This is a genomic window from Streptomyces sp. LaBMicrA B280 (assembly GCF_049222185.1).
Lineage (GTDB): Bacteria > Actinomycetota > Actinomycetes > Streptomycetales > Streptomycetaceae > Streptomyces > Streptomyces murinus.
The window spans coordinates 131881-148197 of the sequence record NZ_JBMJCT010000052.1; the positions used below are offsets into that span (position 1 = coordinate 131881).

Sequence of the window (16317 nt, forward strand, 5' to 3'; positions counted from 1 at the left end):
TACGTCCTCGGTAGCAGTGCGTGAGAGAGGTTCAGAGAGACCCGAGCTCTTGGTCGATGAGGTCGAACATCTCGTCGTCGGTGGCCGCGTCGATCCGGTCGAGGTCGAGATCGCGGTCGGCGCCGGTGCCGGTGTCGGCGGTGTTCGACGCGGTGCCCTGGGTGTCGGTCCACTTCCAGAGCAGCGCCTTCAGGCGGGCGGTGACCTTGTCCCGTACCGCGTCCTCAGGGGTGAGCGCCGCGAGCAGCGTCTCCAGCCGGTCGAGTTCGCCGAGCACGGGCGGGGCCTCGGCGGCCGACTCCCGTACGAGGTTCTTGTGCAGCAGCCGGGCGACGGCGACGGGGCTCGGGTGGTCGAAGACCAGGGTGGGCTTGAGCCGGAGGCCGGTCGCGGCCTTGAGCCGGTTGCGCAGTTCCACGGCGGTCAGGGAGTCGAAGCCGATGTCCCGGAAGGCGGTGGTGGGTTCGACGCGGGCGGCGGTGGCGTGACCGAGGGCGGCCGCCGCCTGGTTGCGCACCAGCTCCAGCAGGATCTTCTCCTGGTCGGCCTCTGGCATCCCGGCGAGCCTGCGGGCCAGTGCGGGGGTCGCCGAGGCCGTGGTCTCGCCGGACGCGGCGCCGGGGCTGCCGACGAGGCCGCGCAGGACGGCGGGCAGCAGACCGGCGCGGGCCATGGCGCGCAGCCCCGGCATGTCCAGCCGGACCGGCACGATCACCGGCCGGTCCACGGTGAGGGCGGCGTCGAACAGGGCCAGTCCCTCGGACGGGGTGAACGGCACGACTCCGGCGCGCCCCATCCGGTCGCGGTCGGCGTCGGTGATCCGGTCGCCCATGCCGCCGCTGTCGGTCCACAGGCCCCAGGCCAGCGAGGTGCCGGGCAGGCCTGCGGCCCGGCGCCCGCGCGCCAGCCCGTCGAGGAAGGCGTTGGCGGCGGCGTAGCCCGCGGCGCCGGCGCTGCCCAGGACTCCGGCCAGGGAGGAGAAGAGCACGAACGCGGAGAGGTCCAGGTCCCGGGTCAGTTCGTGCAGGTTCAGTGCCCCGTCGGCCTTCGGCCGCAGCACGGTGTCCAGGCGCTCCGGGGCCAGTGCGGTGATCACCCCGTCGTCCAGGGCCCCGGCCGCGTGCACCACGGCGGTGAGCGGGTGCCCGGCCGGGACCGTGGCCAGCAGGGCGGCGAGGGCGTCCCGGTCCGCGATGTCGCAGGCGGCCACGTCGACGTGTGCGCCCAACTCGGAGAGTTCGGCCACGAGTTCGCCGATGCCCTCGGCCGCGGGCCCACGGCGGCTGGTCAGCAGCAGCCTGCGGGCGCCGCGTTCGGCGACGAGGTGGCGCGCGAGGGACCGGCCGAGGCCACCGGTCGCGCCGGTGAGCAGCACGGTCCCCTCGGGGTCCCAGGCGGGCCCGGCGGGCTCCTCGGGCGGGGTGATCCGGGCGAGGCGCGGCACGTACAGCTTTCCGCCGCGCAGGGCGGCCTGCGGCTCGTCCGGGGCGGCGAGCGCGGCGATGAACGCGGGGTCGGTGGTGACATCCGCGACCGAGCCGTCCGCGTCCACATCAACGTCTACGTCTACGTCTACGTCTACGTCTACGAGCACGATCCGGTCCGGGTGTTCGGTCTGGGCCGACTTCACCAGCCCGGCGATCGCGGCATGCGCCACGTCGGCCGCCGGGCCGTCCAGTTCGACGGCTCCCCGGGTCAGCACCACGAGTCGCGCGTCGGAGAACCGCTCGTCCGCGACCCACTCCCGGACGACCGACAGCACACCCGCCAGCGCGTCACGGGTCGCCGCGGCGAGGTCGCCCCGGCTGGGGGCGCAGGGCAGCAGGACGTGCGTGGGCAGGGCCGTTCCGTCGTCCACGGCGCTGCGGAGCGCGTCGAGGTCGGCGAAGGCGCCCCCGTCGCCGAGGACCGCCCACCCGGCTGCGGAGCCGGTGGCGGGAGCGGACGGCGTGGGACGCTCGACCCACTCGATCCCGAACATCCAGTCCTGGTGTGCGACGCGCGAGGCGAGTACCTGCTGCGCGGACATGGTCCGGGTCCGCACGGAGGCGGCCGAGGCGACGGGAGAGCCGTCGGCGTCGGCCAGTTCGACCGCCACCGCGTCGTCGCCGACGGGCCGGACCCGGACGCGTACGGCGCCGGACCCGGGCGTGTGCACGGACAGACCGCTCCAGGCGTACGGCATGCGCGCCTCGCCCGGTTCCCCGGCGGGCGGCAGGCCGAGGGCGGCGGCCAGCAGTACGGGGTGCAGCGCGTACCGGCCCGCCCGGCCCTGCTCGGTGGCGGGGAGTATGGCCTCGGCGTACAGCTCCTCCCCCGCCCGCCAGGCGGCGCGCAGGTGCGGACGGTCCTCGACGTCCATGGGTTCGGCGCCCGTCGGCGGCCAGAGCATCAGATCGAAGTCCGGCGCCGGAGCGTTCCGGGTCAGTTCTCCGGTGGCGTGCCGGACCCACGGCTCATCGGCGCCCGCCGAGGCGGGCCGGCTGAAGACGCGTACCGGGCGCCGGTCGGGGTCGTCGCCCGCGCCGATCTGCACCTGGACGCGGACGGCGCCCTGTTCCGCCAGGACCAGCGGGGCGTCCACGTCCAGCTGGTCCAGGTGCGGGAACCCGGCCCGCCGCCCGGCGGACAGGGCGAGTTCCACGAACGCGGCGACCGGGAGCACCGGCACCCCGCCGACGGTGTGGTCCGCGATCCAGGGCAGGTCGGCCGGGGACAGCCGGCCGGTGAACAGCAGGTCCTGCGCCCCGGCGGTCTCCACCACCGCGCCGAGCAGGGCGTGGCCCGCCGGGTCAAGGCCCGCCGAGGAGACGTCGGGCGCGGCCGTGCCTTCGAGCCAGTAGCGCTCGCGCTGGAAGGCGTAGGTGGGCAGGTCGATCCGCTGGGCGCCGGGGAACAGCGCCGCCCAGTCGGGGGAGACGCCGTGCGCGTGCAGCTGCCCGAGGGCGAGCGTGAGCGCCTGTGGTTCGGGGCGGTCGGTGCGCAGGGCGGGGACGGTGACGATGTCGGCGTCGTCGAGGCAGCCCTGGGCGAGGGCGCTGAGGACGCCACCCGGGCCGATCTCCACGAAGGTGGTCACCCCCAGGCCGCCGAGGGTCTTGACGCCGTCGGCGAACCGGACCGCCTCGCGGACGTGCCGGACCCAGTATTCGGGGGTGTACGGCTCGGCCAGGCGGCCGGTGAGGTTCGAAACGACCGGGATCCGCGGCTCGTTGAAGGCCAGTCCGCCGACCGCCCGCGCGAACTCCGCCAGCATCGGGTCCATCAACGGCGAGTGGAACGCGTGACTGACCTTCAGCCGGGAGGTCTTGCGCCCCTGCCGCGCGAACTCCTCGGCGATCTCCAGCACCGCGTCCTCGGCTCCGGAGACCACGACGGACTGGGGTCCGTTGACCGCCGCGATGCCGGCGCCGTCGGTCAGGTGCGGAAGGACTTCGTCCTCGGGGGCCTGTACGGCGACCATCGCGCCGCCGCCCGGCAGGGCTTGCATGAGCCGGGCACGGGCCGACACCAGCTTTGCCGCGTCCTCAAGGGACAGCACACCCGCCACATGAGCAGCCGCGACCTCACCCACCGAATGACCGGCCACATAATCCGGCCGCACACCCCACGACTCCAACAACCGGAACAACGCCACCTCGACCGCGAACAACGCGGGCTGCGTCGAACCCGTCTGGTCCAACTCCTCCGAGTCGACGTCGACCGGCGTGCCCAGAGCCGCGCACACCTCGTCGTAGGCGGCGGCGAACACGGGGTACGCCTCGTACAACTCGCGTCCCATGCCGAGGCGTTGGGAGCCCTGGCCGGAGAACAGGAACCCGGTCCTGCCCCGGTCGGCGCCGGCGCGGCCGGTCACCACCTGGGGCGCGGGCTCGCCCGCCGCGAGGGCGGTCAGTCCCGCGCGCAGCTCTTCGCCGTCGGCGCCGACGACCACCGCCCGGTGTTCCAGCGCCGAGCGGGTGGCCGCCAGCGAGAAGCCCACGTCGGCCGGAGACGCGGTCGCGAGGCAGGTGGACGACAGCAGTCGTCGTGCTCCTTCCCGCAGTGCCGGTCCGCTCTTCGCGGAGAGCACCCACGGCACCACGGTGGTCCGGGCCCGCGCCGGTTCCTCGGCCGGGGTCTCCCCCTCGGGCTCGGGCGCCGCTTCCTCGGGGGCCGCTTCGAGGATGATGTGCGCGTTGGTGCCGCTGATCCCGAACGAGGAGATCCCGGCCCGGCGGGGATGGTCGGTCTCCGGCCACGCGGTCGCCTCGGTCAGCAGCTCGACGGAGCCGGCCGACCAGTCGACCCGGGGGGTGGGCCGGTCCACGTGCAGCGTCTTCGGCAGCACGCCGTGCCGCATCGCCAGCACCATCTTCATCACCCCGGCGACCCCGGCCGCGGCCTGCGCGTGTCCGATGTTGGACTTCAACGAGCCGATCAGCAGCGGACGTTGACGGTCCTGCCCGTAGGTCGCCAGCAGCGCCTGCGCCTCGATCGGGTCGCCGAGGTCGGTGCCCGTGCCGTGCGCCTCCACGGCGTCGATCTCCTCGGCGGACAGCCCGGCACCCGCCAGCGCTTCGAGGATCACGCGCTGCTGCGAGGGGCCGTTGGGGGCGGTCAGGCCGTTGGAGGCGCCGTCCTGGTTGACGGCGCTGCCGCGGACGACCGCGAGCACCCGGTGGCCGAGCCGCCGGGCGTCCCGCAGCCGCTCCACCAGCAGCAGCCCGGCACCCTCGGACCAGGACGCGCCGTCCGCCGCCGCCGCGAAGGACTTGCAGCGGCCGTCGGGGGCGAGCCCGCGCTGACGGCTGAACTCGACGAAGGCGGACGGGCCCGCCATGACCGTCACTCCGCCGGCCAGCGCCATCGCGCACTCACCGCCCCGCAGGGCCCGCACAGCCAGGTGCAGGGCGACGAGCGAGGAGGAGCAGGCGGTGTCGACGGTGACCGCGGGGCCCTCGAAACCGAAGGTGTAGGCGATGCGTCCGGAGGCGACGCTGCCGGAGTTGCCGGTGCTCATCAGCCCCTCGACCCCTTCGGGGAGGTCGCCGGGCAGGAAGCCGTAGTCGTGGTACATCAGTCCCGCGAAGACACCGGTGCGGCTGCCCTTGAGGGTGGCGGGGTCGATGCCCGCGTGTTCAAAGGCCTCCCAGGCGGTCTCCAGCAGCAGCCGCTGCTGGGGATCCATGGCCAGTGCCTCGCGCGGTGAGATCCCGAAGAAGTCCGCGTCGAAGTCCGCCGCGTCGCGCAGGAAGCCGCCCTGCCGGGTGTAGACCTTGCCGGGCCGCTCGGGGTCGGGGTCGTAGAGCGCGTCGACGTCCCAGCCGCGGTCCTCGGGGAATCCCGAGACGGCGTCCGTGCCCTCGGCCAGCAGCCGCCACAGTTCCTCGGGGGTGCCGACGCCGCCGGGGAACCGGCAGCTCATCCCCACGATGGCGATGGGCTCCTGGTCCCGGGTCTCCAGCTCGCGCACGCGTCGCCGGGCCTGCCGCAGGTCGGTGGTGGCCCGCTTGAGGTAGTCCCGGAGCTTGTCTTCGTTCATCATCGGTGTTGCCCGCCCCTTTTGGCCTGCGCGGTTCAGGAGTTGCCGAGTTCGTCGTCGAGGAGGTCGTACAGCTCCTCGTCGCTGGCCGAGCTGAGATCGTCATCGCTCTCGGCTCCGCCCGTGTCCCCCGGATCGGCCGGCTCGTTCCCGTTCCAGCGGGCGAGCAGGGCCTGGAGACGCATGTTGATCCTGGTCCGGGTGACGTTGTCGAGACCGTCCCCGCCCGCGCCTTCCAGGGCGGCGGCGAGGCGGTCCAGCTCGTCGAAGACCGGTGCCGTCCCCGTCGTACCGCCGGGGAGGTCCTTCAGCACCCGCTGGGCGAGCGCCGCGGGCGTCGGATGGTCGAAGACCAGCGTCGCGGGCAGGCGCAGGCCGGTGGCCCGGTTCAGCCGGTTGCGCAGCTCCACCGCGGTCAGCGAGTCGAAGCCCAGGTCGCCGAATGCCTGGTCGGGCTGGACGGCCTTGGCCGAGCTGTGCCCGAGGACGGCGGCGGCCTCGGACCGCACGAGAACCAGGACGACGTCCGCGCGCTCGCTCTCGGGCAGCCCCGCGATCCGCTGGGCCAGCGGCACGGCGGACGCGCGGTCGGTACGGCGCGGCCGGCCGCCGACGAGTGCCTTGAGCAGCGGCGGCACCGGCGCGGTCGCGTTGCGCAGCGCGGCGAGGTCCAGCCGGGCCGGCACCACCACGGGTTCGTCCAACGCGAGGGCCGCGTCGAGGAGTTCAAGGCCGTCCTCGTCGGACAGCGGGAGTACGCCGCCACGGGCCAGCCGACTGCGGTCGGCGCCGCCGAGGTCCTCGGTCATGGCGCCGGTGCGCTGCCACAGGCCCCACGGCAGGGACACCGCGGGCAGCCCCAGTCCCCGGCGGTGTCCGGCGAAGGCGTCCAGGTAGGCGTTGGCCGCCGCGTAGTTGGCCTGGCCCGGGGTGCCGAGGGTGCCCGCGAGGGAGGAGAAGACCACGAACGCCGAGACGTCGCCGACCAGTTCGTGCAGGTTGAGCACGGCGTCGACCTTGGGGCGCAGGACCGTCTCCAGGCGCTCCGGGGTGAGCGAGGGGAGCACGCCGTCGTCGAGGACTCCGGCCGTGTGCACCACGGCCGTCACCGGTGTGCCGGACAGCGCCTCGGCGAGGGCGTCCCGGTCGGCCACGTCACAGGCGGCCCAGCGCACTTCGGCACCGGCCGCGGTCAGTTCCGCCTGGAGTTCCGCCGCACCCTCGGCGTCCGCCCCGCGCCGGCTCATCAGCAGCAGGCTCCGCACGCCGTGCTCGGTGACCAGGTGCCGGGCGACGAGTCCGCCCAGGGCGCCGGACGCGCCGGTCAGCAGGACGGGGCCGGCCCCGAAGTCCACGGTGGCCCGCGGGGCTTCGGCGGCGGTCCTGGTGAGCCGGGGCAGCAGGAGCGTGTCGCCGCGCAGCGCGGCCTGCGGCTCCTCGAAGGCGAGGAGCCGGGGGACGACGGCCGCCGCGATCCGCTCCACGTCGGTGCTCCCGTCGCCGTCGTCCGTGCCTTCCGCGTCCGGGTGCGCGCCGGCGTCGGCCTCGGCGTCGATGAGGACGATGCGGTCCGGGTTCTCGGACTGCGCCGAGCGGATCAGGCCCCATACGGCGGCCTGCACCGGGTCGGCCGTCACCGCCCCGCCCGCTCCCGGACCGTCCTCCGCCTCCGGGCCGTCCCCGGTGGCGACCGCGCCCCTGGTCACCAGCACCAGTCGGGCCACCCGGTCCTCGGCCAGCCACCACTGCACCAGCCCGAGCACCTTGCGCAGGACGTCCCGGACGCGTTCGGCGCCGGTGCCCGACCCGGCGGGGCAGGGCACGACCACGGCGTCCGCGTACGCCCGCGCCCCGGTCTCCGTCGCGGGGGCCGCGAGGAGGGCGGAGATGTCGTCGTAGGCCCGTACGACCGTGGTGTGCCCGTCGGCCTGTGCGGTGAGCGGCGCCCACTCCACGGTGAACAGAGAGTCCCGGGCGTTCGTGCGCAGTTGCTCGGCCGACACCGGGCGCAGCGTCAGCGACTCCACCGAGACGACGGGACGGCCCGTGCCGTCGGCGGCCTCCAGCCGTACGGTGTCCCCGCCGGCCGGGGAGAGCCGCACCCGCAGCTCGCCCGCCCCGGTGCCGTGCAGGGTGACACGGGACCATGCGAAGGGCAGCAGGGGCCCGTCGGCGGCCGGTACGAGGCCGCCCGCGCCCAGCGCGTGCAGCGCCGCGTCGAGCAGGGCCGGGTGCAGGCCGAAGGTGTCCGTGCGTGCCTCGTCGGTGACGGCGAGTTCGGCGTACACCGCGTCATGGCCGCGCCAGGCGGCGCGCAGCCCCTGGAAGACCGGGCCGTAACTCAGGCCGAGGTCCGCCAGCCGGTCGTAGAAGCCGTCCAGGTCCACCGGCCGGGCGTCCGCCGGGGGCCAGCTGCGCAGGTCGGTGCCGGAGGGGGTCGCGCCCGTGGTGAGGACGCCGGTGGCGTTGCGGACCCAGGATCCGGCACCGGCGCGCGAGTGCACGCCCAGCGGGCGGCGGCCGGACTCGTCCTGGGCGCCCACCAGCACCTGGAGCGCGACGCCGCCCTCCTCGGGCAGGATCAGCGGTGCGTGCAGGGTGAGTTCTTCCACCAGGTCGCAGCCGGTCTCGGCGGCGGCGTGGGCGGCCAGTTCGACGAAGGCCGTGCCCGGCAGCAGGACCGTACCGAGCACCGCGTGGTCGGCCAGCCAGGGCTGGGCCCGCAGGGACAGCATCCCGGTGAGCAGATGGCCGCCCGCGTCCGGCAGCTCCACCGCCGCGCCGAGGAACGGGTGGTCGGTGGCGTCGAGACCGGCCGCCCGTACGTCACCGGCCGGGGCGCCCGCCTCCAGCCAGTACCGCTCGTGCTGGAAGGCATAGGTCGGCAGGTCGGTGCGGCGCGCGCCCGGCAGGACGGCGTCCCAGTCGATGCCGACGCCGTGCGCGTGCGCCTGGGCCAGGGAGAGCATCAGCCGGTCGGGTCCGCCGTCGCGGCGGCGCAGCGTGGGTACGACCGCGGCGTCCGCCTCGGCGGCCTCGATGGCGTCCTGGATACCGGCCAACTGGACCGGGTGCGGGCTGACTTCGACGAAGACGTCGTATCCGTCGCTCAGCGCGGCCCGGATGGCGTCGTGGAACCGTACCGTCCGGCGCATGTTGCGGTACCAGTAGCCGGAGTCCAGCTGGTCCGCGTCGAGTTTCCCGCCCGTCACCGTGGAGTAGAAGGGCACGGCGCCGGGGAGCGGGACGACACCGGCGAAGCCCTCGGTGGCCTGGGCCCGGACGCGTTCGATCTGCGGCGAGTGCGCGGCGTAGTCGACGGCGACCCGGCGGGCCTGGACGCCCTCCCGCTGGCAGTGCGCGAGGAGTTCGTCCAGGGCGTCGGTGTCACCGGAGACCACGGCGGTCGCGGGGCCGTTCACGGCGGCGATGCCGAGCCGGCCGTCCCAGCGGGCGACCAGTTCCCGCACCTCCTCGTCCGGGAGTGGCACCGAGGCCATGGCGCCGAGCCCCTGGAGTTCGCGCACCGCGAGGCTGCGCCGCACCACGACGCGGGCCCCGTCCTCCAGGGAGAGCGCACCGGCGATCACCGCCGCGGACACCTCGCCCTGGGAGTGCCCGACGACCGCGTCGGGGGTCACGCCGAAGGAGCGCCACACCTCGGCGAGGGCGACGGTCATCGCCCAGAGCACGGGTTGCAGCACGTCGACCCGGTCCTGCTCGACCTCGGACGTGCCGCGCAGCACCGCGGTCAGGGACCAGTCGACGTGCGGGGCGAGGGCGCGTTCGCAGGCGTCGACGCGGTCGCGGAAGACCGGGCTGGTCTCCAGGAGTTCGGCGGCCATGCCCACCCACTGCGAGCCCTGCCCGGGGAAGACGAAGACGGTCCTGCCACCGCGTGCCCCACCGGTCACCGCGCCGGGCGGGGTGGCACCGGCCGCGACACCGGCCAGCTGCCGCCGAAGCTCCTGGAGGGTCTGCCCGACGACCACGGCGCGGTGCTCGAAGGCCGCCCTGGTCGTGGCCAGCGAGTGCGCCACGTCGGTCAGGAGGGCCGCCTCGCCGTCACTGTCGTCGCTGTCGCCGCTCTCCTCAAGGAAGGACGCGAGGCGGGCGGCCTGAGCCCGCAGGGCCGCCTCGGTCCTGCCGGACAGCACCCACGGCACGGCCGCGCCGGAGCCGGGCGCCGACGGCGCTGCCCCGACCGCGGGAGCCTGTTCGATGATCGTGTGGGCGTTGGTGCCGCTGACCCCGAAGGACGACACCGCGGCCCGGCGCGGGCGGTCCGTCTCCGGCCAGTCCACGGCCTCGGTCAGCAGGCGTACGTCGCCCGCCGACCAGTCCACGTGAGGCGTCGGCTCGTCCACGTGCAGCGTCCGCGGAAGCACGCCGTGCCGCATCGCCATGACCATCTTGATCACTCCGGCGACGCCCGCGGCGGCCTGCGTATGGCCGATGTTGGACTTCAGCGAGCCCAGCCACAGCGGCTGTCCCCCGGGGCGCTCCCGCCCATAGGTGGCGAGCAGCGCCTGCGCCTCGATGGGGTCGCCGAGCTTCGTTCCCGTACCGTGCGCCTCCACGGCGTCCACATCGGCCGGGGTGAGCCCGGCGGACGCCAGCGCCTGCCGGATCACCCGCTGCTGCGCGGGACCGTTCGGCGCGGTCAGACCGTTGGACGCGCCGTCCTGGTTGACGGCGCTGCCCCGGACGACGGCCAGCACGCGGTGCCCGTGGCGTTCGGCGTCGGACAGCCGCTCCACGAGGAGCATGCCGACGCCCTCGCCCCAGCCGGTGCCGTCGGCACCGGCCGCGAACGCCTTGCAGCGGCCGTCGGGGGCCAGTCCGCGCTGGCGGCTGAACTCCACGAAGACCGTCGGGCTCGCCATGACGGTGACACCGCCGGCCAGCGCCATCGTGCACTCTCCGCCCCGCAGGGCCTGGACGGCGAGGTGCAGGGCGACGAGCGAGGAGGAGCAGGCCGTGTCGACGGTGACGGCGGGGCCCTCCAGGCCGAAGGTGTAGGAGACGCGCCCGGAGGCGACGCTGCCGGAACCGCCGGTGGTGAGCAACCCCTCGACGCCTTCGGGCAGTTCGCGCGGGCCTTGACCGTAGTCGTGGTACATCAGGCCGGTGAAGACGCCGGTACGGCTGCCCCGCAGCGTCGCCGGGTCGATACCGGCCCCTTCGAACGCCTCCCAGGACGCCTCGAGGAGCAGCCGCTGCTGGGGGTCCATGGCCAGCGCCTCGCGCGGCGAGATCCCGAAGAATCCGGCGTCGAACTCGGCGGCCTCGTAGAGGAATCCGCCGTCGCGCGCGTAGGTCTTGCCGAGGCGCTCCGGGTCGGGGTCGTACAGCCCCTCGATGTCCCAGCCCCGGTCGTCGGGGAACCGGGAGATGCCGTCGCGGCCGGAGGCCACCAGCCGCCACAGGTCCTCCGGGGAGCGCACGCCGCCCGGGAGGCGGCAGCTCATGCCGACGATGGCGATCGGCTCGTCGGCGTCGGCCACGGTCCGCCGTGCCATGGGCGGGGCCGTGGCGGCGGGGGCCCCGTCGAGGAGTTCGCCGCCGAGGTGCCGGGCGAGGGCGGTGGGGGTGGGGTGGTCGAAGACGAGGGTGGCGGGCAGTCGCAGGCCGGTGGCACCGGCGAGACGGTTGCGCAGTTCGACGGCGGTCAGCGAGTCGAAGCCCAGGTCCTGGAAGGCGTGCGTGGGCTGGACGGCCCGGGGCGAGGAGTGTCCGAGCACGGCGGCGACCTCGCCGCGGACCAGTTCGAGGAGCGCCTCCCCGCGCTCGTCGCCGGTCAGCCCGGCGAGGCGGTCGGCCAGGGAGCCGGTGGCCGCGCGCTGGGCCGTGCCGCGCGGGGCGCCCGCTGGGCCGTGCCGCGCGGGGCGCCGCGGACGAGGCCGCGCAGCGGGGCCGGTACGGTCTCCGGGGCGCGGTCGCGCAGGGCGGCGGTGTCGAGGCGGACCGGTACGAGCAGGGGTTCGTCGGCGGCGAGCGCCGCGTCGAACAGCCGCAGCCCGTCCTCGGTGGTCAGCGCCAGCACGCCGGAGCGTGCCATCCGCGACCTGCCCGCCGCGTCCAGGGCGTCGGCCATGGCGCCTTCCTGCTCCCACAGGCCCCAGGCGAGGGAGACGGTGGGGCGGCCCTGGGCGCGGCGGTGCCGGGCGAAGGCGTCGAGGAAGGCGTTGGCGGCGGCGTAGTTGCCCTGGCCGGGGTTGCCGAAGACGCCCGCGGCGGAGGAGAACAGCACGAACGGGGTGCTGTCGTCGGTGAGTTCGGCCAGGTGGAGCACGGCGTCGGCCTTGGGCGCGAGGACGGCGTCCACACGCTCCGGGGTGAGTGCGGCGATCACGCCGTCGTCGAGGACTCCGGCGGTGTGCACGACGGAGTCGACCGGGTGGGCGGCCAGCAGCCGGGCGACGGCGGCGCGGTCGGCGAGGTCGCAGGCGGCCCAGGTCGCCTCGGCGCCGAGCGCCGCGAGTTCGGCCGCCAGGTCCGTGGCACCGGGCGCGTCCGCGCCCCGGCGGCTGACCAGCAGCAGCCGCCGTACGCCGTGTCCGGTCACCAGGTGCCGGGCGAGGGCGCTTGCCAGCACGCCGGAGGCGCCGGTGAGCAGCACGGTGCCGAGGTGGGTGGGGGCGGGCCCGGCGGAGGCGGCGGCGCGGACCAGGCGCGGCACGCCCGCTTCCCCCTCGCGGACGACGACATGGGGCTCGCCGGACCGTACGACGCCGGGCACGAGCGTGGCCGCCTCGTCCGGGCGGTCGGTTTCGAGGAGCACGATCCGGCCGGGGTTCTCCGCCTGGGCCGAGCGCACCAGTCCGCCCGCGGCGGCGTGCGCGAGGTCGTCGCAGCGCGCCACCAGCACAAGGCGCGCCGTCCGGTCCTCGGCCGACCAGCGCTGGACGAGTCGCAGCACCTCGGTGGTGACCGCGCGGACCCGCTCGGCCCCGCTCGCCCCTTCCGGCCCGTCGGGGCACGGCACCACGACCACGTCCGGCTGCGCCGACCCGTCGGCCTCGGCCGGTGCGTCGATGTCCGTGACGTACGCGACGGCCGTCCGGTCCGTGTCGTCGGCGGCCAGGCTCAACGGCGTCCGCTCGACGGTGAACAGCGCGTCACCGGAGCGCGGGCGGAGCTGCTCGGCCGACACGGGGCGGAGCGTCAGCGACTCGACGGACGCCACCGGCTGACCGGCGCCGTCGGCCACCGTCAGGGACACCGTGTCCGTACCGGCCGTCCCCAGCCTCACTCGCACGGTGGACGCGCCCGTGGCGTGCACGGACACCCCGGACCAGGCGAACGGCAGGAGCGGCCCGTCGGCCTCGGGGACCGGGCCGCCCGCGCCGATCGCGTGCAGCGCCGCGTCCAGCAGCGCCGGGTGCAGCAGGAAGGACCCGGTGTCCGTGCCGTCGGGGAGGGCGACCTCCGCGAAGATGTCGTCGCCCGTGCGCCAGGCGCTCCGCAGTCCGCGGAACGCGGGCCCGTACGCCAGCCCGAGGTCGGCCAACCGGTCGTAGAAGCCGTCGAGTTCGATCGGTTCGGCGCCCGCGGGCGGCCACGCGGTGAGCGTCCGGCCGACGGCCTTGTCCTCGTCGCCGCCCGCCCTGGCGCTTCCTTCGGTGACGAAGCCGGTCGCGTGGCGGACCCACGGCAGGTCGGTGTCGTCCTCGGGGCGCGCGTGCACGGTCAGCGGCCTGCGGCCGGAGCCGTCGGCCGCGCCGACCCATACCTGCACCGCGATGCCGCCCTGCTCGGGCACCACCAGGGGCGCTTCGAGGGTGAGGTCCTCCAGCAGGTCGCAACCGGCTTCGTCGGCGGCGCGCACGGCCAGTTCCACGAACGCGGTACCGGGCAGCAGCACGGTCCCGAGCACGGCGTGGTCGCTCAGCCAGGGATGCGTGCGCAGGGAGAGCCGGCCGGTCAGCAGCCGCTCGTCGCCGCCGGCCAGGGAGACAGCGGCGCCCAGCAGCGGGTGGTCGGCGGAGCCGAGGCCCGCGGCGCGGACGTCGCCAGGGGCGGCCGCCGCGGTGTCGAGCCAGTAGTGCTCGTACTGGAAGGCGTAGGTGGGGAGATCGACCCGGCGAGCGCCGGGGAAGAAGGCGTGCCAGTCCGGCGAGACGCCGTGTACGTGCAGTTCGGCCACGGCGGCGACGAGCGCGGCCCGCTCGGGGCGGCCTTCGCGCAGGACGGGCACGGTGACCACGTCGTCGTCCAGGCAGCCCTGGGCGAGGGCGCTGAGCACCCCGCCCGGTCCGATCTCCACGAAGGTGGTCACACCCAGCTCGCCGAGCGTCCTCACGCCGTCGGCGAACCGCACCGCCTCCCGCACATGGCGGACCCAGTATGCGGGCGTGTACGGCTCGGCCAGCCGCCCGGTGAGGTTGGAGACCACCGGAATCGTCGGCTTCGCGCACACCAACGCGCTGACGACGTCGCTGAATTGCTCCAGCATCGGGTCCATCAGGGGCGAGTGGAAGGCATGGCTGACCTTCAGCCGGGACGTCTTACGACCCTGCTCCCGGAAGGTCTCACCGATCGCGACCACCGCGTCTTCCGCACCCGAAACCACCACCGATTGAGGGCCGTTGACCGCCGCGATACCGACGCCATCGGTCAGGTGCGGAAGGACTTCGTCCTCGGTGGCCTGCACCGCTACCATCGCGCCGCCGCCCGGCAAGGCTTGCATCAGACGGGCACGCGCCGACACCAGCTTGGCCGCGTCCTCAAGGGACAGCACACCCGCCACATGAGCAGCCGCGATCTCCCCCACCGAATGACCGGCCACATAATCCGGCCGCACACCCCACGACTCCAACAACCGGAACAACGCCACCTCGACCGCGAACAACGCGGGCTGCGTCGAACCCGTCTGGTCCAACTCCTCCGCATCCACATCCACGGGCGCGTCCAGAGCCGCGCACACCTCGTCGTAGGCGGCGGCGAACACGGGGAACGCCTCGTACAACTCGCGACCCATACCGCGCCGTTGCGAGCCCTGCCCCGAGAAGAGGAACCCGACGCGTCCGCCGGTGCCGGAGAGGCCGCGGGTGACGCCCGGGGCCGGGGAGCCGGAGGCCACGGCCCGCAGTCCTGCGGCGAGTTCGTCCGGCGTCTCGCCCTGGACCACCGCGCGATGGTCAAGGGCCGTGCGCGTGGTGGCGAGGGAGAACGCGACGTCGGACAGGGGGACTTCGGCGTCCATGCGGGACAGCAGCCGTGCGGCCTGGGCGCGCAGGGCCTCCTCGGTCCTGCCCGAGATCACCCACGGCACCGGTCCGCCCTCGGCCGGGCGGGCGACCTCCGGGGCGACGGCCTCGGTGCTCTCCGCGCTTTCCTCCGGCGCGTCCGGGTCCTCGGTGTCCGGCGCGAACGCCTCGGCAGACGGGGCCTCTTCGATGATCGTGTGCGCGTTGGTGCCGCTGATCCCGAAGGAGGAGATCCCGGCCCGGCGCGGCTGGTCGGACGCGGGCCACGGCGTGTTCTCGGTGAGCAGCCGTACGCCGCCCGCCGACCAGTCGACATGCGGGGAGGGGGCGTCGATGTGCAGCGTGCGCGGCAGTTCGCCGTGGCGCAGGGCCATCACCATCTTGATGATGCCCGCGACACCGGCCGCGGCCTGGGTGTGCCCGATGTTGGACTTGATGGAGCCCAGCATCAGCGGCTTGTCCTCGGGGCGGCCCTGTCCGTACGTGGCGAGGAGCGCCCCTGCCTCGATCGGGTCGCCGAGCCGGGTGCCCGTGCCGTGCGCCTCGACCGCGTCGACCTGTGCGGTGGTCAGCCGGGCGGCGGCCAGGGCCTGGCGGATCACCCGTTGCTGGGAGGGGCCGTTGGGGGCGGTCAGGCCGTTGGACGCGCCGTCCTGGTTGACGGCGGAGCCGCGGACGACGGCGAGGATCTCGTGTCCGTTGCGCCGGGCGTCGGAGAGGCGTTCCACCAGGAGCAGGCCGGCGCCCTCGCCCCAGCCGGTGCCGTCGGCGCCCGCCGCGAACGCCTTGCAGCGGCCGTCGGGCGCCAGTCCGCGCTGGCGGCTGAAGCCGACGAAGGTGGCGGGGCCGACCATCGCGGTGACACCGCCCGCGACGGCCAGCGAGCACTCGCCGTTGCGCAGCGACTGGACGGCCAGGTGCAGGGCGACCAGGGACGACGAGCACGCCGTGTCGACCGTGACCGCCGGGCCCTCAAGTCCGAAGGTGTACGAGATCCGCCCGGAGGCGACACTGCCCGAGGTCCCCGTGCCCAGGTAACCTTCCAGGTCCTCCGGGGAGTTCTGGAGGGCGGCCAGGAACTCGTGGTTCATCACCCCGGTGAACACACCGGTCCTGCTCCCCGCGAGCGAGGCGGCGTCGATACCGGCCCGCTCGAAGAGTTCCCACGACGTCTCCAGCAGCAGCCGCTGCTGGGGATCCATGGCGAGGGCCTCGCGGGGCGAGATCCCGAAGAGACCGGCGTCGAACCGCGCGAGGTCGCTCAGGAACGCGCCCTCGCGGGCGTAACTGGTGCCGCGGGCCTCCGGATCCGGGTCGTAGAGCGCGTCCAGGTCCCAGCCGCGGTCGGCCGGGAACCCGGCGACGGCGTCGCGCCCGCCCGCGACCAGCTCCCACAGGTCCTCGGGCGAGTCGACGCCCCCCGGATAGCGGCAGCTCATCCCGATGATGGCCACCGGCTCCCCGGCGGCGTCCTCGTAGTCACGAAGGCGCCGCCGGGTCTCCTGGAGGTCCGCGGTGACTCGCTTCAGAAAATAACGGAGCTTGTCTTCGTTCGCCACCGAAATCGTCCCTCACCCCTGC

3 protein-coding genes are annotated in these 16317 nt (G+C 74.7%); all 3 read right to left on the reverse strand.

Annotated elements, in window-relative coordinates; translation table 11 throughout:
• Positions 1–31 precede the first annotated feature (31 nt).
• From ACLF5H_RS30855 to ACLF5H_RS30865, 3 genes are read right to left on the reverse strand one after another with little or no spacing between them, the layout of a single operon-like run.
• Positions 32–5563, reverse strand: a complete 5532-nt coding sequence (locus tag ACLF5H_RS30855) for an SDR family NAD(P)-dependent oxidoreductase (protein ID WP_421679413.1) — start codon at positions 5561–5563, stop codon at positions 32–34.
• Positions 5560–11268, reverse strand: a complete 5709-nt coding sequence (locus tag ACLF5H_RS30860) for an SDR family NAD(P)-dependent oxidoreductase (RefSeq protein ID WP_421679291.1) — start codon at positions 11266–11268, stop codon at positions 5560–5562. Before ACLF5H_RS30860 ends, ACLF5H_RS30855 begins: the two co-directional genes overlap by 4 nt.
• A 56-nt stretch (positions 11269–11324) precedes the next feature.
• Positions 11325–16301, reverse strand: a complete 4977-nt coding sequence (locus ACLF5H_RS30865; protein ID WP_421679414.1) for an SDR family NAD(P)-dependent oxidoreductase — start codon at positions 16299–16301, stop codon at positions 11325–11327.
• Between the last annotated feature and the right edge of the window lie 16 nt (positions 16302–16317).